Source organism: Lactobacillus bombicola, from assembly GCF_900112665.1.
In the GTDB taxonomy this organism is placed as follows: domain Bacteria; phylum Bacillota; class Bacilli; order Lactobacillales; family Lactobacillaceae; genus Lactobacillus; species Lactobacillus bombicola.
On record NZ_FOMN01000001.1, the window covers coordinates 210,699 to 236,090 of the forward strand.

General features: G+C 33.3%; 25 protein-coding genes and 1 pseudogene. 8 read left to right on the plus strand and 18 right to left on the minus strand.

The features are described from left to right. The first annotated feature begins 4 nt into the window (after positions 1–4). Complete coding sequence (locus BM203_RS00960; protein WP_090092036.1) at positions 5–949, plus strand: sugar-binding transcriptional regulator; 945 nt, start codon at positions 5–7, stop codon at positions 947–949. Here the strand turns inward: BM203_RS00960 and citX are convergent. The 16 genes from citX to BM203_RS01040 all read right to left on the minus strand — a co-directional run bounded on the left by citX (position 942) and on the right by BM203_RS01040 (position 20,011). Beyond that, positions 942–1,484 (minus strand): citrate lyase holo-[acyl-carrier protein] synthase, encoded by a 543-nt coding sequence (citX, locus tag BM203_RS00965; protein ID WP_090092038.1) that lies wholly within the window; start codon positions 1,482–1,484, stop codon positions 942–944. The genes BM203_RS00960 and citX overlap by 8 nt on opposite strands. A gap of 222 nt (positions 1,485–1,706) precedes the next feature. Continuing rightward, on the minus strand, positions 1,707–3,245 hold the full coding sequence (gene citF / locus BM203_RS00970; protein ID WP_090092039.1) for a citrate lyase subunit alpha: 1,539 nt from the start codon (positions 3,243–3,245) through the stop codon (positions 1,707–1,709). Beyond that, positions 3,235–4,149 (minus strand): aldolase/citrate lyase family protein, encoded by a 915-nt coding sequence (locus BM203_RS00975; protein WP_090092041.1) that lies wholly within the window; start codon positions 4,147–4,149, stop codon positions 3,235–3,237. The genes citF and BM203_RS00975 overlap by 11 nt, the downstream gene beginning before the upstream one ends. 3 nt (positions 4,150–4,152) lie before the next feature. Next, positions 4,153–4,446: a citrate lyase acyl carrier protein gene (gene citD / locus BM203_RS00980; RefSeq protein ID WP_090092042.1), complete on the minus strand. Its 294-nt coding sequence runs from the start codon at positions 4,444–4,446 to the stop codon at positions 4,153–4,155. Next, positions 4,436–5,491, minus strand: a complete 1,056-nt coding sequence (citC, locus tag BM203_RS00985; protein WP_090092044.1) for a [citrate (pro-3S)-lyase] ligase — start codon at positions 5,489–5,491, stop codon at positions 4,436–4,438. The genes citD and citC overlap by 11 nt, the downstream gene beginning before the upstream one ends. Next, positions 5,491–6,294 carry an alpha/beta fold hydrolase gene (locus tag BM203_RS00990; RefSeq protein WP_090092046.1) on the minus strand — a complete coding sequence of 268 codons (804 nt, stop codon included), beginning with the start codon at positions 6,292–6,294 and terminating at the stop codon, positions 5,491–5,493. Before BM203_RS00990 ends, citC begins: the two co-directional genes overlap by 1 nt. After that, complete coding sequence (locus BM203_RS00995; protein ID WP_090092047.1) at positions 6,295–7,761, minus strand: DASS family sodium-coupled anion symporter; 1,467 nt, start codon at positions 7,759–7,761, stop codon at positions 6,295–6,297. 16 nt (positions 7,762–7,777) lie between these two features. Beyond that, on the minus strand, positions 7,778–8,476 hold the full coding sequence (locus tag BM203_RS01000; protein ID WP_090092048.1) for an RraA family protein: 699 nt from the start codon (positions 8,474–8,476) through the stop codon (positions 7,778–7,780). A gap of 19 nt (positions 8,477–8,495) precedes the next feature. After that, a complete protein-coding gene (locus BM203_RS01005) occupies positions 8,496–9,425 on the minus strand; it encodes an L-lactate dehydrogenase (RefSeq protein WP_090092050.1) in 930 nt (309 codons plus the stop codon). Positions 9,426–9,621: 196 nt separating this feature from the next. Further along, a complete protein-coding gene (locus tag BM203_RS01010; protein ID WP_090092052.1) occupies positions 9,622–11,019 on the minus strand; it encodes a flavocytochrome c in 1,398 nt (465 codons plus the stop codon). Between the two features lie 26 nt (positions 11,020–11,045). Further along, entirely contained in the window at positions 11,046–12,449 is a 1,404-nt protein-coding gene (locus BM203_RS01015) for a class II fumarate hydratase (protein ID WP_090092054.1), read from the minus strand. Positions 12,450–12,550: 101 nt separating this feature from the next. Then, on the minus strand, positions 12,551–14,614 hold the full coding sequence (locus BM203_RS01020; RefSeq protein WP_228150102.1) for a copper-translocating P-type ATPase: 2,064 nt from the start codon (positions 14,612–14,614) through the stop codon (positions 12,551–12,553). A 291-nt stretch (positions 14,615–14,905) separates the two neighbouring features. Continuing rightward, positions 14,906–15,547 carry a copper homeostasis protein CutC gene (locus BM203_RS01025; protein WP_090092055.1) on the minus strand — a complete coding sequence of 214 codons (642 nt, stop codon included), beginning with the start codon at positions 15,545–15,547 and terminating at the stop codon, positions 14,906–14,908. Positions 15,548–15,728: 181 nt separating this feature from the next. Further along, positions 15,729–17,306: an ATP-binding cassette domain-containing protein gene (locus tag BM203_RS01030; RefSeq protein ID WP_090092058.1), complete on the minus strand. Its 1,578-nt coding sequence runs from the start codon at positions 17,304–17,306 to the stop codon at positions 15,729–15,731. A 983-nt stretch (positions 17,307–18,289) separates the two neighbouring features. Then, the gene (locus tag BM203_RS01035) at positions 18,290–18,592 is read right to left on the minus strand and encodes a hypothetical protein (RefSeq protein ID WP_090092060.1); all 303 of its coding nucleotides are present in this window, start codon (positions 18,590–18,592) and stop codon (positions 18,290–18,292) included. 45 nt (positions 18,593–18,637) lie between these two features. Continuing rightward, positions 18,638–20,011, minus strand: a complete 1,374-nt coding sequence (locus BM203_RS01040; protein WP_228150101.1) for an MFS transporter — start codon at positions 20,009–20,011, stop codon at positions 18,638–18,640. A 603-nt stretch (positions 20,012–20,614) separates the two neighbouring features. On the opposite strand from BM203_RS01040, the gene BM203_RS01045 reads away from it, so the two are divergent. Then, entirely contained in the window at positions 20,615–21,883 is a 1,269-nt protein-coding gene (locus tag BM203_RS01045; RefSeq protein ID WP_090092064.1) for an SLAP domain-containing protein, read from the plus strand. A 13-nt stretch (positions 21,884–21,896) separates the two neighbouring features. Here the strand turns inward: BM203_RS01045 and BM203_RS01050 are convergent, their stop codons facing one another. Continuing rightward, on the minus strand, positions 21,897–22,286 hold the full coding sequence (locus tag BM203_RS01050) for a cysteine peptidase family C39 domain-containing protein (RefSeq protein WP_244269954.1): 390 nt from the start codon (positions 22,284–22,286) through the stop codon (positions 21,897–21,899). Positions 22,287–22,479: 193 nt separating this feature from the next. On the opposite strand from BM203_RS01050, the gene BM203_RS01055 reads away from it, so the two are divergent. The 6 genes from BM203_RS01055 (at position 22,480) to BM203_RS01080 (ending at position 24,919) form a co-directional block, all read left to right on the plus strand. Further along, positions 22,480–22,650 carry a Blp family class II bacteriocin gene (locus BM203_RS01055; protein ID WP_090092066.1) on the plus strand — a complete coding sequence of 57 codons (171 nt, stop codon included), beginning with the start codon at positions 22,480–22,482 and terminating at the stop codon, positions 22,648–22,650. 169 nt (positions 22,651–22,819) lie between these two features. Next, on the plus strand, positions 22,820–23,176 hold the full coding sequence (locus tag BM203_RS01060; RefSeq protein ID WP_090092067.1) for a hypothetical protein: 357 nt from the start codon (positions 22,820–22,822) through the stop codon (positions 23,174–23,176). Further along, positions 23,173–23,391 (plus strand): Blp family class II bacteriocin, encoded by a 219-nt coding sequence (locus BM203_RS01065; RefSeq protein WP_090092069.1) that lies wholly within the window; start codon positions 23,173–23,175, stop codon positions 23,389–23,391. Before BM203_RS01060 ends, BM203_RS01065 begins: the two co-directional genes overlap by 4 nt. A 619-nt stretch (positions 23,392–24,010) precedes the next feature. Beyond that, complete coding sequence (locus BM203_RS08350) at positions 24,011–24,187, plus strand: hypothetical protein (protein WP_159428272.1); 177 nt, start codon at positions 24,011–24,013, stop codon at positions 24,185–24,187. Between the two features lie 71 nt (positions 24,188–24,258). Beyond that, complete coding sequence (locus tag BM203_RS01075) at positions 24,259–24,636, plus strand: hypothetical protein (protein WP_090092072.1); 378 nt, start codon at positions 24,259–24,261, stop codon at positions 24,634–24,636. Positions 24,637–24,718: 82 nt separating this feature from the next. Next, positions 24,719–24,919 carry a hypothetical protein gene (locus BM203_RS01080; protein ID WP_090092073.1) on the plus strand — a complete coding sequence of 67 codons (201 nt, stop codon included), beginning with the start codon at positions 24,719–24,721 and terminating at the stop codon, positions 24,917–24,919. Here the strand turns inward: BM203_RS01080 and BM203_RS08355 are convergent. Continuing rightward, positions 24,912–25,151, minus strand: a pseudogene (locus tag BM203_RS08355) (VaFE repeat-containing surface-anchored protein); the annotation flags it as partial. The gene BM203_RS01080 and the pseudogene BM203_RS08355 overlap by 8 nt on opposite strands. Between the last annotated feature and the right edge of the window lie 241 nt (positions 25,152–25,392).

The following is a 25,392-nucleotide window of genomic DNA, read 5'->3' on the forward strand; positions in this document are numbered from 1 at the left end:
TAAAATGACATTATTAAGTGATGAACAGCTAGCAAATATTGCTCACGATTATTTTTTGAGCAATTTAAATATTGCAGATATTTCTAAAAAATATGACCTTTCGCGCTACTTAATTGATAAAGCAATTAATGAAGCTCGTGACAAAGGAATTGTTAAAATAAATATATATCAGCGGCCAAAAAGGGCACATAAATTAGAGCAAGAATTTCAAAAATTATTCAATTTAAAAGAAGCTTATATATTAGAAGACTTAGAAACAAAAAATCAAGATAATGAAATGATTGTTCATTATGCTGCTAAGCAAATTCAAAATTATATTAAACCAGCTCATGTAATTGGTCTGAGTTGGGGAACCTTAATTAAAGACATCATTGACAATTTTACTGAAAGTAATCATGAAGATTTGACCTTTGTTCAATTAGTTGGTCTAGCAGTCAATACTAGTAGGCGAAAAAACCAATTAACCCAGCAAGCAGCTGAAAAATTCAATGCCAAATGTCTAAATATGCCTGCCCCACTTTATACAATAAATTCTAAATTAGTAAAAGAAATTAAAAAGGAACCATATTATGAATATATTGATCAATATTTCAAAAAAATAGATTTGATTTTTGCCAGTATTGGTACTGTTAAATCACTTGAATCTGGGAAATTTTTTATGGACTATTATTCTAATAAATTATTAAAAGATCTTGATTATAGTCAAATTGCTGGTGTGATCTTTGGCAGACCTTATGACATAAATGGCAATTTTTATCAGCCGATTGAATCACATATCTGCGGCATTAGCATGCAAAATATATTACAAATTCCTACTCGTTTCATCGTAGTTAAAAATCGTTTTAAAGATGATGCCCTATTAGGAGCTCTAAGAAGCGGTATAATTACACATCTGGTAACAACTAGTGGCATTGCCCAAAGAGTATTGCAAAAAGCAAACATTAACTAAATGTTTTTTTATATAAATTGCTGATATAATTTTGTAATTCTTGCACAGAATGACGTCTAGAGCGAGCACAATCTTTGGCTGGTCGCTTACATAAAAAACATTTTCTTCCAGAATAGCCAATTTCAGACCTTGATAAGGCCTGTTTTTTATTTTTAACTAAGACATCAGCATCAAATAAACGATTTAGTGGCGCAGAATCTTCAAATTCAATCGCTACTTTTTTAACTTCAATTTTATCTGCAGTTAAAAGATAAAAATTTTCACAACCTGCAGGTTGATTATGACTTTGCAATAAAACAAAAGGTAATTTATTTTTAGTTAATGACTGTTCAAGCTCAGAAATTCCTGCATAAAAAATATTTTCTAAATAACTGTTATTTTTTATTGGACCTGGAATATTTAATTTTATATCTAATAAAGTATCATGCGGATATTTTTGAAATATTTCTTGTTGTAGGTATGCTCGTTGATCTTTATTTTTTAAAACTTGATCAATACTTAATTTTTCCCCTTCAATAAAAATTGACTGATTCATTTCTTTCCTTTCAGATATATTCATAGTAAAAATCAACATATTAAATTAGAACGGCTTACTTAATATTACTATTTTATTTTAGCTACTAAACAAAAAACCTAACATTTTTGTTAGGTTTTCGCTATATTGATGTTGCCAAATGAATTTTTTAAACATACTTAAATTTGTTAATTGAATTTAACTAAAATCGAAAGCTGCTTTTTAAAATTTTTATGGCAAATTTTATTCTTTAACTTGCTTAATAGTATCAATGATTGAACCATCGCGGTATTGGATAAGAGCAACTGTATTGTCAGTATATTCCAGTGCCTTTGGGCTACCAACTTGCTGTTCAGCCATTTTTTGCAATTCTTTAATATCAATAATATTTAGATTTGTTACTTTACTAAAAGCAGCAAGTAAATCTGGCCGCTTTGGATTAATAGCAATTCCGCGTTCCGTTACTAAAACATCAATTGAATCTCCCGGAGTTACAACTGTTTCAACAGCTGGAACTACAGTAGCATTTCGACCACGAACAAGTGGCGCAGTAATAATTGTCATTTTCGCTGAAGCTGCATCTTGATGTCCACCGATTGCTCCACGAATAACTCCGTCAGATCCTGTCATTACATTAACGTTAAAGTCGGTATCAATTTGCAAAGCAGATAAAATTGCAATGTCTAAATTATTGACTACCGCACCTTTATTATGTGGATCAGCATACCAAGACGCATCAATTTCTTGTTGATCTTTATTCTTAGCCATTGATGCAGCAGCACCCTTGTCAAAGTCCTGCACATCCATAACTTTCTTAACTAAACCCTCATCAAGCAAATCGGTAGTTGGTTTAGTAATACCACCTAAGGCAAAAGATGCTGTAATACCATCATTAATCATTGATTGCCGCAAATAGCGAGTAACAGCTAATGCTGCGCCACCTGATCCAGTCTGGAAAGAAAAGCCTTCTTTGTAGTATGGCGAATTAACAATTACTTGATTAACCATTTGAGCAATTTTTAATTCTTTAGGATCTTTAGTAAAACGAGTTGCACCGGAACCAATTTTATCAGCATCACCAATTTGATCAACCTTGACAACATAATCGACTTGAGTTTGTTTAATTGAAGCTGGTGTATTGGGATAATCAACAATATTGTCAGTTAACAATACTACTTTATTAGCATATTGGGCATCAATTAAAGCATAACCAAGTGAACCAAAAATAGCGTCTCCCTCTTGACCATTGGCATTACCAGCTGGATCCGCATTTGGCACTCCTAAAAAGGCAACATCAATCTTAATTTCTCCTTCTTCAATGGATCGAGCTCGGTTACCGTGTGAACGAAAAATAACTGGTTTTTTCAACCCACCATGAGAAATGAAATCGCCTAAACTGCCACGCATTCCTGAAGAAGTGATATCCGTAATCACTCCTTTTTTAATGGCTTCAATAACCTTATCGTTCATAATTCCGGTCAAAGAGGATGGGGCTAAGGTTAAGTTTTTGTACCCCAATTTAATAATTAAATCCATTACCTTATTAAAAGCAAAATCACCGTTTCTAAAATGATGATGAAATGAAATAGTCATTCCATCTTGCACGGTTCTTTTAATTACTTCTTCAAGCGAATTAACGACTTTATCTGCACCAGTCGTAACTCGAACTTTAGGTGCTACCCTGTTTACTTCGGGATTGCCAATATCTACTGTTTCAAAAGGCTTTAAACCCATTTCTGACATTAGATTATCTGGTAAATTACGCTTTACTTTATTTTCCAATATAATTACCCTCTTCGTCAATCAAACTTGATGCCTTAGCTGTCTCAATTACCCGATTAGCTTTTTCAACAACTGGCTTATCGACCATTTTACCGTTCATTGAAATGACGCCGGAACCTTTAGCCTTAGCTTCACGAATTGCACTCTGAACCGCTATCGCATTTTCAATTTCATCTTTTGTGGGATTGAAAACTTTATTGACCATCTCTATTTGCCGCGGATTAACTAATGATTTTCCATCATAACCTAATTCATAAATATAATTGGTTTCACGATAAAACCCTTCAGGATCGTTCATATTTGAAAAAACTGTGTCAAAGGCATAAACATCCGCTGCTCGAGCAGCTTGTAAAACCATATTACGGGCAAATTCTAACTCACGTCCATCAGGATAACGACGCGTATGCATGTCAGCTGTATAATCTTCACCCGATACGGCAAGTCCCATCATCAGTGGAGTTGCTGTAGCAATTTCAGGCGCATTTAATACTCCCTTCGCACTTTCAATTGCGGCCATAACACCAATTGAGCCTTTTTCAACACCATATTCTTCTTCAGCTACTTCCATATCTTTTACAAGTTTTTGAATCATTGCAGCTGATTCAGTCTTAGGCAAACGAATCACATCAACACCAGCGCGAACCATTGCTTTAACATCTTCATCATAAAATGGTGTATCTTGACCATTAATCCGAACTACAATCTCGGCTCCACCAAAGTCTACAGTTTTAATAGCATTATAAACTAGCATTCGTGCTGCATCTTTTTCTGTCAAAGAAACCGCATCTTCCAGATCGAGCATGATGGAATCTGCACCATAGATACCAGCATCCTTAATCATAGAAGGGTTGTTACCTGGAACAAACATCATTGTTCGACGTAGACGATTTTTTACATAAGTCATTGATTACAATACCTCCAATTTAGGTTGATCTGAAGTTTCTGTAGCACGTTGGACTGCCGTCAAAGTTCGAGCAGCAATTACACAATCAAGTGCTCCTTTATCAGTAGCTTTAACCTTAGCATTTTGAACACCATATTTTTTTAGGGTAGTAATAATTACTTCTTTAATTTGATCACCATAGGCTTTAATAACTTCTGAATCCAAATCAATTTGAATTCCATTGGTACCCTTAGAAATCATGATTTGAATATCTGATGATTCCAAGGTGCCTGCTACACCAATTGTCTTAATTTCCATTAATATTTATTCCTTCCTTAATTCTAGCTTGTAGGACTTCTTTTTGACGATAAATAAATTGCATTGTTTGTGGTGGTACAAAGTTTGAAATGGCTGTCAAATTGTCTTCCTTAATTAATTGTCGCACACGGGTTGCAGTTATTACTTTTCCGTTAATCTGAAATCGATTAACAATTCTAACATCTACTAAGGGACTTAGCTTATTTGTTAAGCTTTGGTTATAAAAGTTAGTTGTTCTTGAGAATGGTTCCGTCCCTAAGTAACGGCGCTTAATTGCTAACTGAGGTGCAATAAAATTTTTAAAAACTAAAGCATCAATATCTGTTTGGGTTGTAATTAAATCAGCCGAAGATTTTAAAAAGTATGCGGGGAAAGTTGACTGTGAAACCATATAATCACCACCGCTTACTACTAAGACATTTTTCAAATCGCTAGTTCCGCTTTTGACCAACTGCATTCGTTCTTTTGTTTTAAACAAGGAAAGATCAGTCGCTACAACAAATACATAAACTAAGTCATTTTCTTGACTAGCCAGCTGAACTAACTTTCTATGTCCCAAAGTAAACGGGTTGGCATTCATGACAATTGCTGCCACTTGTTTATTAAATTGATCTTCAATTTTAGGTATTGCAGCTATAAAGTCGTTGATATCTGGAGTCCCACTTTCTAAAAAGGCAGCATGTTCAGTATGTGCTAATTCTGAAAAACCTAAATGTGAAAAACTAGTAGCATATTTTGCTTTTGTAAATACAAAACTATGAAATATTTTCTGATCAAATAAGTAGTGCTGCAAGGCAGTTACCATCTGATTAAAGCGTGCACCGGGGACGGCGTCTTGATTACACACCGCAATATACTTTAAAACATTGTTTGCAATGCTACCCGTGCCAACCAGCTGACCATTTTCATCAATTAGGGCTAAAGTATGATCAATTGCCGCTATTTCACGCAGGCCAAAATCAGTTATACCCATTTTTAACAAAAAATTTTGCCATTTTTTCTTTGTCGCTGGATTATTCAAATATAAATCCACTACTTTATCCATTAAGTCACTTCCTTTTCAACCAAAAAATTAAGTACTTCTTCATACATAACATTGGGTTGCTCAGCTTGAATAATGTGTCCACATTCAGGAATAATTTTAGCGCTAATTTGAGAATTGAGTTCAGTCATTTTATAAGCAAAATGATAATTAAAGAAAGGGGAATTTTTTCCAGCTAAAACTAGCATTGGAATTTTCAAATTAACTAACACATCGCGCCAATCTTGTTCCGCATGATTAATTCGACACAAATAATTACTTTTTGGAAAATAAGGATATTTTTGTGCAAACTGATGTGCTTTTTCAAACATCGCATCGTCTATTTGAGCATAAATACCACTACCAAAATCAAGCTTTAAGTAATCAGGAAAGTTAGCCCATGTTAAATCTTTAAAACCAAACTTCCAAGTTGAATCGTTAATCATCTTGGGTGGCTGGTCTAAATCAATTAGTGCATTTAATCTATCAGAACCATAGATAGAAATATACGCCCAGAAATTGGCAGCTCCCATTGAATTGCCAATGCCAATAATATGGGATAAATCTAACTTTTGAATTAACTCAGCTAAATCTGCTGCATGCCGACTAATTCGTTGCCCTTGAAAAGTTCTTGCAGACTTACCTTGATTACGTGGATCAATAATGATAATTCTAAATTTTGACTGAAACTGTTCCAATGCTTTTTCCCAAAGCAAAGCAGATCCACCGATACCTGGAATAGCTAATAATGGTTGTTTATCTAATTGAGTATCATAATAATGAATTCTTATACCATCATTAGTTATTAAATCTGCTTGATGAATCATCTACCACATTCCAATCATTTTCATCCAAATTGTCCCAATTCCACCAAAAATAACCAAATAAATGATGCCTAGAACAAAGTTATACTTCCACCATTCACCTTGCTTAATATAGCCAGTAGTAGCTAAAATCGAAGCGGGACCGTTGGCATAGTGAGTAGTCGACGCATTAATTGCACCAGTAAATGCTAGTAACATTGCAGCTAAGGCCAACGGAGTACCAGTTGCAACAGCTACTGACAAAAACGGTAAATATAAAGCAGTCATATGGGCAGTACCACTAGCAAAGAAGTAATGCGTATAAAACATTAATACAATTAAAATGGCTAAGACAATCCCCCAACTAATGCCATGCAATCCACTTTGAATAGTTTTAGAGAACCAGTCAATAAAGCCAAATGAAATCAACTTACTAGCCATAAAAACCAATATTGAAAGCCAAATTAAAATATTCCATGCTCCAGTTTGATTTAAAGCATCTTTCATTGTCAAAACACCGGTTAAAAGCAGTAATCCGACTGCTAAAAAAGCAATGAAAGTTGAATCTAATTGGGGAATATCAAAAATTCCAGATAAAACCCATAAAATAATAGCTAGTAAAAAAACAATTGACATAATTTTCTCAGGCTTAGTAATCGCTCCCATTTTTTGCAAACGATCGTCAGCCCACTTTTTGGCGTTAGGCGTTTCTTTAACTTCTGGTGGGAAAATTTTATAGATAACTATCGGAATTACAGCAGTAGCAATTAATACTGGAACAATAGCTGCTGTGAACCAGCCAATCCAAGTCATCGTATAACCTTTTTGCGACGCCATCTGTGAAGCCACCATATTGGGCGCCGCACCGGTAATGAACAACGCAGTTGATAAGATGTTGGCATGAAAAGCGGTAAAACTTAAATAAGCTCCGATTTTCTTACGAGACAAATCATTAGGTAGAGAATCATAATCTTTAGAGATTGATTCGGTAACTGGCCAGACTACTCCACCAGTTCGTGCACTATTGGACGGGATTAATGCCCCAAGAATTAATTCTAAAACAGTTATTGCATATCCGATACCGATTGAGCGCTTACCAAAGCGTCGAATCATCCAATAAGCAATCCGATTCCCTAACCCCGTCTTACTAATACCATATGCCATAATAAAAGCCATCGCAATCAGCCAAGAAGCTGAATTACTAAATGCACTCAGTATTCCGGAAGTAACCACTCCTGTTTTAGGATTTACTTCATCTTTAATTGGGGCTAAACCAGCCAAAACAGTTACAATTAAGCCCAATAATGTTGTCCCCCCAATTGGTAAGGGCTTAGTAATACAACCTATAATTGTCGCCACAAAAACGGCAAACATTTCCCAAGCTTGAACAGACAATCCAGCTGGTCTTAGTGGCGTGTAGCACCACAGAGCAATACCAATTATTAATGGCAAAATAAAACCTTTATAATTTACTTTTTCTAACGTCTTCATCATTATTCCCTTTTAGTTACGGGCGATAAATATCGTCAATAATTTTATAATCTTTATTCTTTAATTTTTCATCAAGCCAATCTATATTTCCGGTGCCATTATGAAAGCTAGCAGCCTTGGCCTCATCTTCTTGACGAAATTTTTCTACTATAGGTAAAAGTTCTGCTGCTTTTTCGCGAGCAATCTTAACAACACCATCTGCATCCCCTAGCATTAAGTCACCCGGATTAACACTAATATTTCCACAAGAAATTGGAACATTTATTTCGCCTGGGCCCTCTTTATATGGTCCATTTGGTGTTGTACTAACGGCATAAATAGGCAAGTCCCAATTGCGCAAACTATCAATATCACGTATTGGTCCGTCGACAACAACCCCTGCTACATGTCTTTGGTCACGTAACCAAGTCATCATTACTTCACCAATAACAGCTCGAGTATTATCGCCTTCATTATCAATCACAATAATGTCACCTTCATGACAATATTTTAAAGCAGCATAAATTGTCAAATTATCTCCAGGACGATTATGAACTGTAAAAGCTGGCCCACACATTTCCGCTTTAGGCTTAGACATTAATTTGATTCGCGGAGCCATTGCTCCTCTTCGATTCATACAATCTGCTACATTAGATGATGGTAATTTTTTATATTTTTCAATGAGATTTTTGTCTGGTAGCTCTCTTTTCAAAAATATTCTTTTTCCAACTTGCATACTTATGCCTTCTTTATGCTTAATCTACCTTAATATTGACCAAAATTTCATGCATTTTATCAGCCGAATTAATCATTTTCTTAATTTCGCGATCTGACAAATTTGCTTCAATTACGTGACTAATTCCTGAACCGTCAATTGCAGTTGGCGTTCCTAAATATAATTCATGCTGGATGCCATATTCACCGTTAATTGGTGCTGACAATGGTAAAACAATCGCATGGTTATCTAAAATTGCACTAACAATTTGAGCCAACATCATGGCAATTCCATAGAAAGTAGCACCCTTATTTTCAATGATTTTGCCACCCTTTTGTCGGATATCAGTTTCAATTTCGCTTAAAACTTGATCATTTATTGCACTGTACTGGCGTAAAGACTTGTCCGCTACCGTTGATTCATCAAAGTTTTCAAATGATGTGTCTCCGTGTTCACCAAGCACCATTGAATTAACACTAGCGATGGGAACACTTAATTTTTGGGCCAACTCTACTTGTAAACGAGCTGAGTCAAGTGAAGTTCCCGTTCCAATAACTTTATTTTTCGGAAAACCAGATAATTTTTGGGTTAAGGTGGTCAAAATGTCTACCGGGTTAGCCGACACAACAAAAATCCCATTAAAGCCAGAAGCTACAACCGGTTCAATGATGCTCTTTAAAATAGCAGCATTCTTATTAACAAGATCTAATCTAGTCTCGCCAAGTTTGCGGGGAATTCCTGCAGTAATTACAACGACATCTGCATCTTTTGCATCAGAATATTCTCCAGGATGAATATTACAGTCACCAATAAAGGGGGTGATATCTTCAAGATCCATAGAATCGCCAACTGGACGTTCTTTAACAACATCGGCAATAATTAATTCATTAACATGTGTCTGTTGTAGTAAGTCATTGGCAAAAGTTGACCCAACTGCCCCATCACCAACGAGTAACACTTTTCTATTCATAGTTGTTTCCTTTCAATTTATGAAAAAATGTAATCCTTTACATATTTAATTATAGAATTGAATTATTCTATTTGCAATATTCAAAATAAATTATTTAAATTTAAATTTTTTAAAATTTAAAAATATTTTTAAAACTTAGATAAATAAAAAAGTTAATTACTTAGTTTACTTAAACCCAGCAATTAACTTTTATTCTTTATTTTTTATTGCGAACAAATTTAGTCATCTGCATTCCTGCTTGACGTCCAAATACGACTGTTTCTGCGACAGAGTTTCCCCCAATTCGGTTATTGCCATGAAGGCCACCAGAAACTTCACCAGCAGCATATAAACCATTAATCACATTTCCATTAGTATCCAAAACTTCAGTCTTAGAATTAATATGGATTCCACCCATTGTATAGTGAATAGCTGGATTAATATGAATGGCAAAAAATGGGCCCTGATTAATCGCGCGCTCCATGCCAGTTGTTCTACTATATTCTTTGTCGACTTTGCTATCTACAGCTGTATTCCAAGTTTTAACAGTTGCTTCTAAATTAGAACTAGCAACACCAATTGCTTGAGCAAGATCAGTTAAACTTGTACCGTGTTCAACTAAGCCAATATGATCATAAAACTCTACCGCGGTAAAATTATTGCGAATACTTTGATCAAAAATCAGGTAAGCACCATTTTCATTCAAAGCTGTAATAGCATTAGAAACAATTTTTCGCGTATCCATTTCATTAACAAATCGCTTACCCGATTTATTGACTAAAATTGCACCCTCACCACGTAGGCCTTCACCAATTAAATACACGTGATCAGTGTCAGTTTGAGCTGTAGGATGAACCTGAATAAGATCCATCTGTTCCAATTGGGCATCAACCTGATTAGCTAGTTTTAGTCCATCTCCAGTTGCGCCTGGTTGGTTTGTTGTCTTGTAATCAACTAAATCTGGGCGGTATTTTTTAATTAATTCCTTTGAAGAACCAAAACCACCAGAAGCAAGTAAAACTGCCTTAGTTTTAACAGTCTTAACCCCATCTGCAGTTTTAATTTCAACGCTATCCACATTTTTATTTTTATCTTGTAATAATTTTATTACTTCAGCATTATTGAACACTGGAATTTTTGCTTGTTGAACTTGTTTTAAGGCATTAGTAATTAAATAATTACCAACTGGTGCCATTGATGCCGGGCGATGAGCTCTTTTTTTACTCATTCCACCAGTAATAGTTAAGTTAGTTAGCTCAATTCCATGGTTTAAAAGCCAGTCAATAGCTGCTGCTGAATGATCGACAAAATAACGCAATAATTCTTGATCATTCATAAGGCCGCCGCCTTTAAGCGTTTCTTGATAGAAATCTTCTTTATCGTCAATAATTCCTTCAGCTAGTTGAACTAAGCTCTCAGATGCATTCATGCCTGAAGAAGCGCGCATTGTATTACCACCTAAAGCAGTATTTTTCTCAAAAACTGCAACTTGCAAGCCTAATTCATGGGCTTGAATGGCTGCAGTTAACCCGGCACCACCAGTACCGACAATAACTGCGTCGTAATAATTAGCGATTTCAGTACTTTGATTAGGGGTAAAGACAAATTTTGCCATTTAAATTATTCTCCTCTTGTATTTCACTAGTCTTCTGGTTTAGTACGATCAATGTTAGTCATTTGCATGTAATCCATCCATTCATCATACTGCTTTTCTGAAACTTTACCACTCTTAAGGGTAGCTTCTTTTAGAGTAATACCCTCTTGATCAGCTGCCTGTGCAATTTTAGCGGCAGCATGATAACCAATGTGGGGGGATAAAGCTGTAACGGTCATTAATGAATTTTCCAGTAATTTATCCATCTTTTCCGAATTTACAGTCAAGCCAGCAATCATCTTATCAGCAAAACCAGTAATTGTTCCTGTCAAAATATCACAACTATCCAGAAAAGCAGCAATCATCACTGTTTTGTAAACGTTCATCTCAAAATTACCTTGTGCGGCAGTGAAGGTAATCGTAGTATCATTACCAAAAACTTTAGCAGCCGCCATCGTAACTGCTTCTGCTTGAGTAGGATTAACCTTACCCGGCATGATTGATGAACCAGGTTCATTAGCTGGAATATTTAGTTCATGATATCCAGCGCGCGGACCTGATGCCAAGAAACGAATATCTTGTGCAATTTTAAACATGTCGTCGGCCAAAGTCTTAAGGGCCCCGTGAACCACTGCAATACCAGAATGATGTGCCAACCCCCAAAACTTATTTGTTTCAACTTTGAATTCATGCCCATAAATTTTAGATAACTTAGTAGCAATTTTTTCAGTCATGCCTGCTGCTGCATTCAAGCCAGTGCCTACAGCAGTACCACCGATTGCTAATTCGTAAAGTGTTGGCTTCAATTTCTGAATATAAGTTAGATCATGCTTTAATGCAGAAATGTAACCCGATACTTCTTGACCAAAAGTAATTGGAGTTGCATCTTGCAAGTGGGTACGTCCTACTTTAACTGTCTGCCAGTATTTGTCTTGCTTAATTTTTAATTCAGCAATTAAATGTTGCACAGCCGGCTCCAACTTATCAAGGGCCTCAACTGCTACAATATTCATAGCTGTTGGGAAAGTATCATTTGATGACTGGCCTCGATTTACGTCATCGTTGGGTAGAATATTTAAACCAGGATGTAATTTATTAGCTAAATTAGCTACAACCTCATTTACATTCATATTACTCTGAGTGCCTGACCCAGTTTGCAAAACGTGCAATGGAAAATCTTTACGTAAATCAGTGTCATTCAAGGCAAGCAATTGATTGATTGCTTCTTCTATTGCTTCACCTTTTTCTTTTGGCTCATCACCAACTTCAACATTTGACTCTACAGCGGCTTTTTTCAAATTTAAAAAAGCACGGATAATCGCTAAGGGCATTAATTCCCCACTTGGAAAGTTGTGGCGGCTTCTTTCAGTTTGTGGCCCCCATAAAGCATCTTGAGGAATTTTAACTGGTCCAATTGTGTCACTTTCAATACGATATTCTGCTTCGCTCATTGTAATTCTCCTTACTATTAAAAATTATCATGACTTATCTTCATGAATATCATACCTGTTATATTTTTTTATTTCAATATTTAAAAATAATTGCTATTTATTTAAATTTTTAAAAATTCAGCATTGATTGCAACAATAACTGTTGACAGTGACATTAAAATTGCGCCTACCGCTGGCGGTAAAACTAAGCCCCATGGTGCTAAAATTCCAGCAGCTAAGGGTAAGGCAATGATATTATAACCTGCGCCCCACCAGAGATTTTGAATTGTTTTGGTTTGCGTTTTCTGCGCTAAGTCCAAGAAACTAATGATTGCTTCTGGCTCACTATTAACTAAAATCACATCAGCAGAATCAACCGCAACATCAGTCCCAGTCCCAATCGTTACTCCAATATCAGCCTTAGCTAAACTAGGAGCATCATTGATGCCATCGCCCACCATCATAACCTTATTACCTGCAGATTGTAGTTTTTTAACTACCTTTTCTTTATCTTGAGGCAAAAGTTCAGCATAAACTTGATCAATTCCAAGTTGAAGAGCTATATTATCAGCTACTTTTTGATTGTCACCAGTTAGCATTACGGGGGTGATTTGACGTTCTTTAATTTGCTTAATTAAAGTAAAAGCTGATGCTTTAATCTGATCCCCCACTGCTATATAACCTAAAAGTTGACTATCTTGTATAAGATAACTAATTGTATCTTTATCAGCTGCTAGCTTAGGAAAATTACTGACTTGTTTGCGTGCTGCTTTTTCATTAACTAGTTGATAAGTGTGTTGCTCAATAGTTCCACTGACGCCTGCACCTGTCATGTTCTGACTATTAGTTAATGGCAGTAGGTTTATCTTTTTAGATTGAGCATAATGTAAAATACTTTGAGCTAAAGGATGAGTTGAATCCTGTTCTAGCGATGCCATAATGGTCAAGACTTGGTTAGAATCAAGTTTATTAGTTAAACTAGCATAGTGCCGAACTTGAAACTTTCCTTGAGTTAATGTTCCCGTTTTATCTAGCAATAAATAATTAATTTGGGAACTTAAACTTATTGCATTATGATTGCGAATAAGTAGACCATGTTTAGCACCAAGAGCAGTACTTTTAGCATTTACCAATGGGATAGCCAGTCCCAAGGCATGTGGACAGGCAATTACTAACACGGTCACCATCCGTTCTAATCCACTAGCGATTCCTTGAAAACTAGTCCAAACAATCAAAGCCAAAAGTCCAATTATTAATGCAGCATAAAATAACCAACCTGAAACTTGATCTGCCTTAGTCTGCAATTTCGATTTATCTGCCTGTGAAGACTGAACTAACTTATTGACACTAGCCAGAAAACCAGAATTAGCCGTCTGGGTAACTTTGATAGTCAGCGTACCTGGGCCATTGATTGAACCACCAATTACTCGCTGCCCCTTTTGCTTGGTGATTTGCTTTGCTTCACCGGTAACTAAAGACTCATCAGCAGTACTCGAACCACTGATAATTATGCCATCTAAAGGAATACTTTCACCAGGTTTTACAATGATTGTTGCTTGTTTTTGAACATCGTTAATCTTGATTTCTTCAATTTGATTGCTTGTTTGTACATGTACTTTATCTGGCAATAACTTTGCTAAGTCATGAACTGAACTACTAGCCTTCATCACAGAAGTCATTTCAATCCAATGACCTAAGAGCATAATCAAAATCAAAGTTGCTAATTCCCAAAAAAAGTCCATTACCTTCATTTGACTGTGTACCAAATTATTTTGAATAAAGGCGTATACGCTATAAAGATACGCAGTGACAATCCCTAAGGAAATTAGCGTCATCATCTCTGGCTTTTTTTGCTTTAATTCCGCATAAGCTCCTCGTAAAAATATTTCTCCCCCATACCAAAATAAAATAGTAGCAAAAATAACCACTAGCCAATCTGAACCCGGAAAAGAGAATTGGAATGGTAAATTAAATCCCATTGCTGGTGATAACAATAAAATTGGTAGTGCTAAAATAAAAGACCACCAAAATTTTTGCTTTAAATTTCCCATCTGCATCATCTGACCACCATGCATCATCATCTTATGGTCACTCATCGCTTGCTGAGAATCATTTTTCATTTGCATGTTATCTTTTTGATCTGCTTGCTTTAGGTGCTGTTCATGCCCCATATCCATATTTTTCATATTTGTATCCTACCCTTTTTGATCAATCCTATCTATAACTAGTTACCTTTAATTTACGTTGCTTGGTAAATGATGTCAAAGAAGAGGCTCAAATTATAAAAATGTTATTTTTTAGTTTTACCTATTTTGCGTAATTGTCAGGATATAATTTTAATTACGTCTAGATTTGTTTATTAACAATCATATGTGCAAGAAAAATAAGCCAAATAAAAAAGATGAAATATGTTCATCTTTAAATTAATATCTATTTTTGCTAATTTTAAATTTAATTTATACTATCTGATATCCTACTCATTTAATCACTATTTTTGTACCATGAACTTGATTAACTCCCAGTAATTGCGCTACTTGATTACAGTTATCAACGGTAATTCCTCCTCCTGGCAAAATCGTTATTTGCCCCTTTGACCAAGTAATCAATTCGCTCAAATAGGCAAGATGAGTTTCAATGGGCTCCGTTAGTGGTCCACCGTGAGTTAAAATCCTTTTCACACCATGATTTGCCAACCAATCTAAGCTTGAATGTTGCTGTGCCAATTGTAGTTGGTCAAATGCCATATGCATAACCACTTCTAAATTCAGTTCCTGAGCTAAAGTAATTAATTTTTGCATCTGTTCGCAATTAAGTACCCCTGACTCTTTCAAACAACCAAAGGTGACTGCATCAGCATCTAACAAGGCAGCTAGCTGCAAATCATTAATCATTATATTTAATTCCGTTTCATTATAGACAAAATCACCACTACGTGGTCTAATCATAACTACAACTGCTACGCCATGTTGGTGCGCATATAATATTGCTTGTTTCATTACACCAAATGATGGTGTAAGTCCACCTTGAGCTAAATCACTGTTAAGTTCAATTCTTGTTGCACCAGCAGCAATCATTTGGGGAATAGCAGTAAAATTTTCAACGCAAGCTTCTTTTAGCATAATTAATCCTTTCAGCTTAGCCTCATTAGATGGGCTAATTTCTCCTAACCTATGAGTGACTAGCTACTTACTCATTAGTTTTATAATTTTTTATTTTAATATATTAAGTTAAATAAGACTATTTTTCTGATCAAAATCTCTAACAAATGCAGTGCAACGAAAAGGTTAGACATTTTATTATTTACCTATCTTGATAATCCGCTAAATTAATTACCTGATCATACTTGTCTAAATCAGCAATTTGATAATGATGAATTACCTCTACGAAGGTTAAATTTGAATGCAATAATATCTGATGAATTGCGGCTGAAGTTGCTTGATCAAGTGAAGCATTGATTTCATCAAGTAATAAAATTGGACGTTTCGATAAAATTGCTCTTGCTAATTCAATTCTCGCTAACTGTCCACCAGATAGCTTGTCGGCATTATCCCCTAATTGATAATCAAATCCCTTTTCTTCTACCATAGTATTTAACTCTAGTTGCTCACAAACTTGTTCAACTTCGGTCACAGATAATTTTTCACCTAAGGTTAAATTAAACCAAAGTGTATCAGCAAAAATAACTGGTGCTTGACTGGAATATGCAAATAGATTAGATATTTGATCAGCTTTGACTTCTTGATTATCAAGCAAAATATTTGATGCTTTCCCAAATTTATTAGACATCAGAAAATAGAGCAAAGTAGACTTACCACTGCCAGAAGGCCCAATAATTGCTATCTTTTCTTCAGGATTAATAATTAAATTAAGCCCACTGAAAAGTTGCTTTTTATCCCTTACCAGACAGATATTTTGCCAATTCACTTGTTTATGGAAAGTATATTGGGCTGCTGATTCCTTGGTAGCTGCCAGATCCAAATAATAATTAACCTTTTTTACAATATCTTGAGTCGTTGATAAGTGATTGCGCTCTTCTAAAATTTGCATAAGCGGATTAATAAATGAATTTGATAATTGAACAATTGCAAACAGAACACCCATCGTTGTTTGCCCGTGTAATACCATTAGACCACCTAAATAGGCTGGAATGACAAATGTACCATAAATTCCTACAAAGCCTACAACTGTATGAATATTATTACTCAATAAATTCATCTTACACAGCGCTTGTTCTAATCTTGAAACTTTTGGTAAATTTTCATTAACAGCATTGGCTTGCTTGTGATATAACTTTAATGAATCCGTTCCTGCTAAGATATTTTTTATTTGACTAACATACTTACTATTGGCTTCAGTCCACTGCTTTGAAGCTTTACGTATTGGCTTTTGTAATAAAGCTGAAACTAGGATTGGAAGCGTAGAACCGATTAGAAAAAATACCGTCAAAATCATATTAATATATATTGCATAAATTAATGAAATTGCCACCGTCACAAAATAAAAGGCAATATTAATTTCAGCATTAAACCGATTAGTTTCTAATAATTTAAAATCATTGGTTAAAAAGCCTAGAGCTGAAGCATTATCTTCTTTAGAAGTTTCTAACATTCCTGCGAGAATTTTAGTTCTCAAAAGGGTATTGACTTCCCTAACAGCATCATTTTTTAAATAATTATAGCCTAACTCGGCTACTAAAACGATTAAGAATAAAATTAGCGCAACTAAAAACATATGAGGTAGCTCATGCAAATTTTTGTCTGCTAATGCATTTGTCATAGTTTCTAGCACATAAGCCATCACAATATTTTGTGTACTAGCAATTATGCCAAGTATTATAAGTGCTACAAGCTTCCATTTAGTATAATATCTAACAATCATAATGCTCCTTGCCTAATATTAATAATTGCTTATTAATCATTACTACATAATTAATTTTCGGTATTCACTAGCTCCTACCCATTGCTCAGGAGTAGAAAAAAATAAGTTGTTCTAAATTATGGTAAAAATCTTTCCAATAATTAAAAATACCTTCTTTAAAACTAATAATAAGTTGGTCATTAGAAATTCTTGTAAACATCGACACCTAAGCAATAGATAATTTTCTAATCATATCTTCTAATCTAGAAGAATAAATATATCTATTCCCCATAAAGGATAAAGTTCTTCTGTATCTTTTAATAGGAATCTTAATTGAAACATTACCATCAATTGTAACCATTTTATTATAATTTAATATAAATAATAAATTAGATATTCTCTACATGAACACTAGTTGAGTCCCAAGATATCACAAAAGAAATATATTGTTAATTTTAAAAAAGATTAACTGTAAAATGAAGTTAAATACTTGCCAGTATTATAGAATAAAAAAGTCTATTTACCTTATTTAATAGAATATAATTATATAAATAAGGTTCCCAATTAACTAGCTTAATTTACCCTATATAATCACCAAATGATCCAACAACTTATTTGTAAATAATAAGGAAAGCGTAACTGAAGAAACACTTATATCTTTATACTAACCAACTACTGCCTCTAATTATCAAAGTCAAAAGTTAATGCTACTTTGCAAAGATCTGTCTCCTGTTAATCAAAAACAAGTAGCTAATAATTATGTTGCTTGTTGTTCATAGGCAACGGTAAAAGTTGCATGGACGATGCCACAGGTTGATATTAAGAAGCAGAACCTAATTAATCTCTTTAACTAAAAAATTTGAATCTAATTTAATTGTTCTTAACTTTCTAGAAAAATGAATATCAAATAAGCTTATAACCATTATAAAATTTGAAACTAAGTTATTATATTAGCCGATTATAGTTAAATTTTTGAGGAAATTTAAGCAAAAATTTAAAGATTTTTAGAGCACCACCTTGCTTCCTATTGGATTTTTATTTATAGAATATAGAAGGGAGCAATAGTAGGACATATGTTGAATAATATTAAAAATCATGTCTTTATTTTCTTGAGATACTTTTTGACTGATTAATAATGAATTAATTTCTTGAAGTGACTTAGTCATATTAGAAGATAGCTTTTCGTCAATCACCTCATGTAAATAACCCGCAGCTTCAATAATAAAAAGACTAGTTTTATTATTGCCGTAATAAGTTACATACATTTGTTTAGTCAGAATAGCTACTCTAGACGCATGTAAAAACATGTCTTGTTGGCATCATCATAAATTTTTCTTTTGCAATTTTTTTAGTCATTTATTGGTCATTTTTTTATCTCTTAAAATTATTGTTGTACAAAATATTAAAACTATTATCGATAAAAAGAACAAAACTTTAAAGTTAATCTTTAGGCCAGCTAATGTTCCATTTATAAAATTAAAATAATCGTTTTGTGTAAATGTTAAAATTGAGGCTGCTATTGCTGTTCCCATTGCTCCAGAATATGATTGTGCAGTCATATAGATTACATTGCCGTCATTGGTCGATTGAATAGGTAAATTTGCTAAGCTTCTTGTCATAATATTACTATACGACAAACCCAATCCAAACATAAAAATTGAATAAATTATAATCAGATTAATTGGTGCAACTGATATAATATTTGCTAATAGAAAAGAGACGCAAATAAGTCCTTCTCCTAACAAGATTGGAAAATCATGATTTAATTTATCATAAATTATTCCAGCAACTGCTGACATTATGGCATCAATTACTGCTGCTGGTAATACAAGCAAGCCCGTTTTTGCCGTTGATAAATGAAATATTATTTCTAAAACATTCGGCATTAAATATGACATGCTTAATGACATTAACTGTAGTAGAAAAAAAGAAATCAGAAATATATCAAATTGTCGATTTTTAAACAAAGATATATCAATAATATAATTTTTATTATTTTTTTCGAAATAAATAAAGAGAATACAACAAATAATAGCAGTTAACAATAAAAAAATACGATAATTACTTTTACTTGCTGTACTAACTATTAATAATAGTGTAATTATTAATAAACCAGTTAAAGTAATACCACCACGATAGTCAAAAGAAATACTAAAAACGTTAAATTTTTGCGTAATACTAAATTCACCTAATAGCCAAATAACTAATACTATAGGTATTATTAGTATAAATAAAGTTTGCCAACTATAATACTTTAAAACAATTCCACCATAAACTGGACCAATTGCAGGGGCAAAAGCAATTACTAAACTTCCTAGTCCCATAAAAAAGCCTACTTTCTTTTTAGGAGATTGCTCTAAAATAATTGAAAACATTAATGGTAAGCCAATACCATCAGCAATTCCTTGGATAATTCGACCACATAGAAGCAAGAAAAAGCTTGAAGTAACTCCTGCTAAAACTGTTCCAATTAAAAAACTAATTATTGCTACTCTAAACAACGTAATTGCACGAAATCGCTTTCTCAGATATGCTCCGAAGGGTATAATTACAGTAGAAACTAACATGTAACCAGTTGTTAACCACTGAACTGTGCTAGCGGGAATTTTAAACTTTACCATTAATTTTGGAAAAGCAATATTAAGCGCTGTTTCAATTACAATACCCAAAAAGCTTAGTGTTCCAATTGCGACAATTGACATAATTAATTTTTGATTTTTTTTCAATAAAATCTACTCTCCTTTTTATCACTTATTTTCCACAACATATTGTACTTTAACTATAATAAAAACACAATATGTTGAAGGAGTTATTGTTTTTAGTCTTTAGCATGATTATGAATCCGGTTTCTTTTTCAGCACAAAAAAGCAAAAAAATAAATCAAGTCTTTTCCAAAAGAAGTACTTGATCTATCTTTTTGTCTAAAAATTAAATTTCTTTTACATTTTCTACTATTAATTTAAGCCAGTAGCTTGTTCTTTTCTCGTAAAGTAAACGAAACTACCAAACATAAATACAATACTTAGTGATAGTATTTGCAGTTTACTGTACCATGGTTATATTCGGCTTAAAGGTAGCTGTTGCTATGACAGGTACACCATTTTTAACAACAGGTAATCCAGTACTTGGTCCATTAACTTACCTCTAACAGAATAAGTTTGACCAGGTATTAATTCCACATACTGAACCACATCCTCTACCGTATTTAGCGGTTTAATTACAACATCCTTAACAAACGTTCTAAAAAGAAAGAAAGTTATTGTTTAAACTTAGTTTGCTATTGAACTATAATGGGTATAATTATTATTTCTATTTATGAGGTGAAATACATGAAATTAAGTAAAAAAATCTTGCTTGGATCTATTGCTGGTATTTTAACTTTGGGGGCTGGATTGCCGGTGTCACAACAACTTAAATCTACTCCTATTACTGCAGCAACAACATCTAACAATAACACTCTAAAATTAATTCACGGTGCATATGTCTATAATAAAAAAGGTAGGCGTCTTAAAAAATATTGTGGCAGCTGGTCTAACACTCACTTACGCAAAGGAACCAATGTACAATATTCCGGCACAGTCCAACCAATTGAAAAAGACAGCAAGCAATACTATCTACTAAATGATGACAACTACAATCAATCATGGTTACCTTATAAAAAAATCAAGGGTAAATATTATTACAGCATTGGTCACGGTGGTTACATTAATGCGGCTAACGTTAACGAAATTGACGGTCAACCACTTTATGTGGCAAATACTACTGTTACTCTTAAGCCTGCAAACATTCATAATCATTTAACTGGGGGATATATTGGATCAGGAGCGAGCAGAACTTTAGTTAAACCTGGTCAGAAACTGAAAGTTGATTGTATTACTAAAATTCCAGATGGTAATTCAACGTCAAAAGTTTATCGTATAGCTGGTACAACTGACGCTTTTATTTATATTGGTAATATAAAAACTCAACCTAGACAAAAATTAGCAACTTACACGATGTATACTTATGTTGGTTTAAAGCAAAACAGTAATACTTACAATATTGCAACAATTCTTAATCCGAAAACTACTAATAAAAATATTACTCTTGCAAAAGATGAAGATATTCCCGTAGTCAGAGAAATTTATGTTTGGGTACCTAACGACAATAAAGCAGAATTATTTTATCGTTTAAATTATTACACTCCTGACGCTAGAAGTAATCTTTATAACGCAACTACTAATCAACTGTTTTATATTAAAGCAGCTGACACGACTTACTTATCAGGTCCACAATTAACACCAGCAAATACCCCTGAAGAAGCTTACACAGATGCAAAAGTTGCGGCAACAACTGACAAGCAAGACTTACAAAAATTAATTGATCAAGAAAAAGTAATAGTAGCTAGTGCTAACTATAAAAATGAACTTTATGTAAATACTTATAAAGCTCGTTATGATGAAGCTTTAGAACAAGCTAAAACCGTAAATTCTTCAACTTCCGCAAGTATTACTGAGGTTAAAGAAGCCGTTTGGTATTTAACTACACAACAGCAAGCTTTATTGAACGCTTCAAAATTTGGCAATGGAGTTATTGAAGACACTATGCCTGTCAACTAAAGTTTAAGCGAAATTAGGTCATCTGACCTAATTTTTTTACGCCTTTTCCGAACGCATGTTTGAGTGATGCGTTTTCAACATGTTTTTCAGTTGCTCCAATAACTACATAGTAGTGTTCAAACTCCCCTTCTTTAATCACGTGGGTAATGAAAAGAAAAGGTAAATCCTTAATTTCAAATAAAGACATATCGGCCTTAATCGCTTTGGTCTCAAAATTGAATTTTTCCGCCGTTTTTACTAGTCCAAGAGCTGTTGTCTCCATTTGATCGATCTTAGCCGTGTTACGTACCTTCGCTAAAGATACTCGCGTACCAAAATGCTTAAACAACATTGTCAGTGCGGCAATACCGCAATCTGTTTCATCAATCTGTGATATATAAATTTTATTTCTCATAATTTTCATCATAAACAAACGCTTACAGTATTACATTTATAATTATACTAATAAAATTTTAAAAAAAAGCTGAAATTTCAAAAAAATTAAAAAATTATTGACGAATTTAAGAAAGCGATTTAAAATGAATTTAGTTTTAGAAAACTATATAGTTATAAAATTTTATATGTTTTAATTTCATATGTTTTAAAGGAAACAAATTATGGAAGTTACAACATTATCTGATAAAGACCTAGTAACTATCGTTGGTGGTAGAAGAAATACTTGGAAGGAAAATGTAGAGGGCGCCGTAAAGGCTATTTCAAAAGGTGCCGGTCTTGGTGTTGCAGTTTGCGGGCCAGAATGTGCTCTTTTAGGTGCTGAATTCGAATGAGAAACAATTATCATCCATTACTGGTGGCAATAGATGGGGCAACACAGTTTTAGGAGGTTTAACTGGTGCTTGGGCAGGATACCATAAAAAATAACAGTAAAAGAAGCATATATATTACTTATATTTGTTTCTTTGTTTATTAAATCATTAAACAGAGTAGGAATTTAATATGTTCGAAAACAAATTATCTAATAAGTTGGCTTTTTTTCTTTGTGGTTTGATGCAAATATTTATAGGAATAATATTTCTATTCATTGAAAGCAAAAAGTATCATTTTGTATATTTTATGATTTTTATTTTATGTGCAATTTTATTTTTCTTTGCGTCCTTTTCTCCTAGGATATCATTTAAAAAGAATGCAAAAAAAGATGAAATGTCTGCGATAGACACTGGGGATCAAATTTTAGGAATGATTTGCTGTCTTCTTGGGCTAATTACAATAATTATAATAAAAGACCCTTGTTCCGGCTTACTAGCAATGGATTTTGGATTCTGTTTATTGATCCTACCTCCAGTTAAGAAATGAATAATTACAAAACTCTTAATCAAGAAGAACTAGTTGACATTATTGGTGGAAATAATTGGGGAGATGTATTTAACAATGCTTTATCGACTGGTGGAACTGCTGCTGGTTTGTATTCTCCTTTTGGTCCTTGGGGAATGGCAGCGTGTGGTACGGTAGCTGCTGTTGGTGCTGGCTATTTGACTTACAAGCCAAGTCACAAGCATCACAAGCGTTAATTGTGTAAACTTCACGAAGACAGGATGTTATATGTATAAAACTAAGCTAACTACTAAAGAAAGATTAAGATTAATTAGTTTTCTTCAAATTATAATAAGTGTCTTTTGTTTTGCGACACTTAATTCTAATAAAAAAATTTACTTTCTAATATTCTTTCTATCTTTTTCAATTCTCATTTTCGGAATTTCTTTTTTTAAACCAGTTTCTAAGAAAGATTTTTTTAAAGGAAAAAGTCAGGTCATTTTAAGTAATTTTTTTGGAATGTGCTTTCTTTTGATTGGAATTTTAGAGTTACTTTGTCACAAAGATTTGTTTTCAATTTTACTTGCATTTGATATTGGTTTAATTTGGCTAATTTTATAATATTTGTTTTTAAGTGATTTTCAGGCAAAAGTATTATTTTTTACTTCTAAAGTAACTTTTATAATCTATTATTTTGCAATTACAAGAACATTAGTAGTTCTTTAATTACCATAGATGCGGGAACTTTATTTATGATTAAACCCCCAAATAGTTTTAAACATCAGACTAACAAGTAATACGAGCAATTTTACTTTTATGCACCTTAATTAGCGTTGTAAATATTATAAATGCTTTATTAAATTCAGGAGTTAAAACATGAAAAAATCAATTAAATATTTAATTGTTAGTGCTTTTACTTTACTTTTAGCACTTTCTATCTTTCCTTCACATCAAGTCTCTGCTGAAGAAACAGTGTATCCCATAAGGAATTGGTCCTTGGGGATTTTAGCCGCATGTGCTGCTGTTGGTGCAGGAATAGGATATATGGGATAATCAATTATAATTAACAAAAAGCACACGTAAAAGTATTTTTGTGTGCTTTTATTGATGGAAAGGTTAAAAATATGTTTGAAAATAAACTAACCAATAGTCAAGCAATGAGAATTTTTGGTTTAGTTCAAATTTTGATTGGAATCATTTTCTTATTTACAGTAAATAAATATATATGCTTTGTTCTTTTTGGAAGTTTTTTAATAATCGGAAGTTTTTTTGAGATTGTTTCTTTTTCTAACCACTGTAAATATACTGAAAAAGTAAAAAAAGAAGATATGACTATCTATCAAAAAGGATTGCAATTAATAGGAATTGTCTTGTTTTTTAGTGGACTAATTTATTTATTTTTCAATTATAATAATATAAGTGATCCTTTAATTCCCATGGACGCAGGAATTTTATTTATGATTGAACCACCAAATAATTTTAAACATCAGACTAACAAGTAATACAAGCAACATTATTATAATATGCCTTAATTTATTTATAGTATTAAATATCGAAAGCGTTTTATCAATTTAGGAGTTAAAAATGAAAAAATTAATTAAATATTTAATTATGAGTGCTTTCACTTTACTTTTAGTACTTTCTATCTTTCCCTCACATCAAGTTTCTGCTGAAGAAACAGCGTATCCTATTCGGCAAGTTTCAGTAGATCGCTATCTTAGAAATATTAAACGAACTAAGCAAATTACTTCAACATGGTCAAAAATTTATAGTCTGTCTAATTAAGAGTTTTAAAAATAATTAAATGTCTATCACGATAGTGATGATCGTCGACCTTGAAGTCAATTGTGACTTCACCATTAGCACTTGTTGGTATAAAAGTCTTAGAATATTCTACTTTTTCACCATATATTAAGAACAGCACTATTTATATCCTATCCATAACAATACCTTGCAAAGTATAGGTTTTTCCAGGAATTGATTCCTTATAAGAAACTGTATCTTGGATAATTTTCCCAGCTGTTGGTTGTAATTACTTACTACTAGTTTATTTATTATTGTTCAATGCTCTCAATTACATCGTTCGGACATACTTCAATAATATGTAAGCCTGTACTTAATTGAAAATTTGTAAGTAAATGAAAAAATAATTTACAATAAGTTTTGGAAATGGATTAAACGACATTTCAATTCTTAAAGCTACTAATTTAACTTTTAAAATGAAAAAAGTAAAGCATTAGTACAAACAAGATTATTAA

Bases quoted from the DNA above. Each gene is read 5' to 3' on its own strand.
- BM203_RS00960 (WP_090092036.1), top strand. From the start codon at position 5: ATGACATTATTAAGTGATGAACAGCTAGCAAATATTGCTCACGATTAT.
- citX (WP_090092038.1), bottom strand. From the start codon at position 1,484: ATGAATCAGTCAATTTTTATTGAAGGGGAAAAATTAAGTATTGATCAA.
- BM203_RS00975 (WP_090092041.1), bottom strand. From the start codon at position 4,149: ATGACTTATGTAAAAAATCGTCTACGTCGAACAATGATGTTTGTTCCA.
- citD (WP_090092042.1), bottom strand. From the start codon at position 4,446: ATGGAAATTAAGACAATTGGTGTAGCAGGCACCTTGGAATCATCAGAT.
- citC (WP_090092044.1), bottom strand. From the start codon at position 5,491: ATGGATAAAGTAGTGGATTTATATTTGAATAATCCAGCGACAAAGAAA.
- BM203_RS00990 (WP_090092046.1), bottom strand. From the start codon at position 6,294: ATGATTCATCAAGCAGATTTAATAACTAATGATGGTATAAGAATTCAT.
- BM203_RS00995 (WP_090092047.1), bottom strand. From the start codon at position 7,761: ATGAAGACGTTAGAAAAAGTAAATTATAAAGGTTTTATTTTGCCATTA.
- BM203_RS01000 (WP_090092048.1), bottom strand. From the start codon at position 8,476: ATGCAAGTTGGAAAAAGAATATTTTTGAAAAGAGAGCTACCAGACAAA.
- BM203_RS01005 (WP_090092050.1), bottom strand. From the start codon at position 9,425: ATGAATAGAAAAGTGTTACTCGTTGGTGATGGGGCAGTTGGGTCAACT.
- BM203_RS01010 (WP_090092052.1), bottom strand. From the start codon at position 11,019: ATGGCAAAATTTGTCTTTACCCCTAATCAAAGTACTGAAATCGCTAAT.
- BM203_RS01015 (WP_090092054.1), bottom strand. From the start codon at position 12,449: ATGAGCGAAGCAGAATATCGTATTGAAAGTGACACAATTGGACCAGTT.
- BM203_RS01020 (WP_228150102.1), bottom strand. From the start codon at position 14,614: ATGAAAAATATGGATATGGGGCATGAACAGCACCTAAAGCAAGCAGAT.
- BM203_RS01025 (WP_090092055.1), bottom strand. From the start codon at position 15,547: ATGCTAAAAGAAGCTTGCGTTGAAAATTTTACTGCTATTCCCCAAATG.
- BM203_RS01030 (WP_090092058.1), bottom strand. From the start codon at position 17,306: ATGATTGTTAGATATTATACTAAATGGAAGCTTGTAGCACTTATAATA.
- BM203_RS01035 (WP_090092060.1), bottom strand. From the start codon at position 18,592: ATGTTTTTACATGCGTCTAGAGTAGCTATTCTGACTAAACAAATGTAT.
- BM203_RS01045 (WP_090092064.1), top strand. From the start codon at position 20,615: ATGAAATTAAGTAAAAAAATCTTGCTTGGATCTATTGCTGGTATTTTA.
- BM203_RS01050 (WP_244269954.1), bottom strand. From the start codon at position 22,286: ATGAAAATTATGAGAAATAAAATTTATATATCACAGATTGATGAAACA.
- BM203_RS01055 (WP_090092066.1), top strand. From the start codon at position 22,480: ATGGAAGTTACAACATTATCTGATAAAGACCTAGTAACTATCGTTGGT.
- BM203_RS01060 (WP_090092067.1), top strand. From the start codon at position 22,820: ATGTTCGAAAACAAATTATCTAATAAGTTGGCTTTTTTTCTTTGTGGT.
- BM203_RS01065 (WP_090092069.1), top strand. From the start codon at position 23,173: ATGAATAATTACAAAACTCTTAATCAAGAAGAACTAGTTGACATTATT.
- BM203_RS08350 (WP_159428272.1), top strand. From the start codon at position 24,011: ATGAAAAAATCAATTAAATATTTAATTGTTAGTGCTTTTACTTTACTT.
- BM203_RS01075 (WP_090092072.1), top strand. From the start codon at position 24,259: ATGTTTGAAAATAAACTAACCAATAGTCAAGCAATGAGAATTTTTGGT.
- BM203_RS01080 (WP_090092073.1), top strand. From the start codon at position 24,719: ATGAAAAAATTAATTAAATATTTAATTATGAGTGCTTTCACTTTACTT.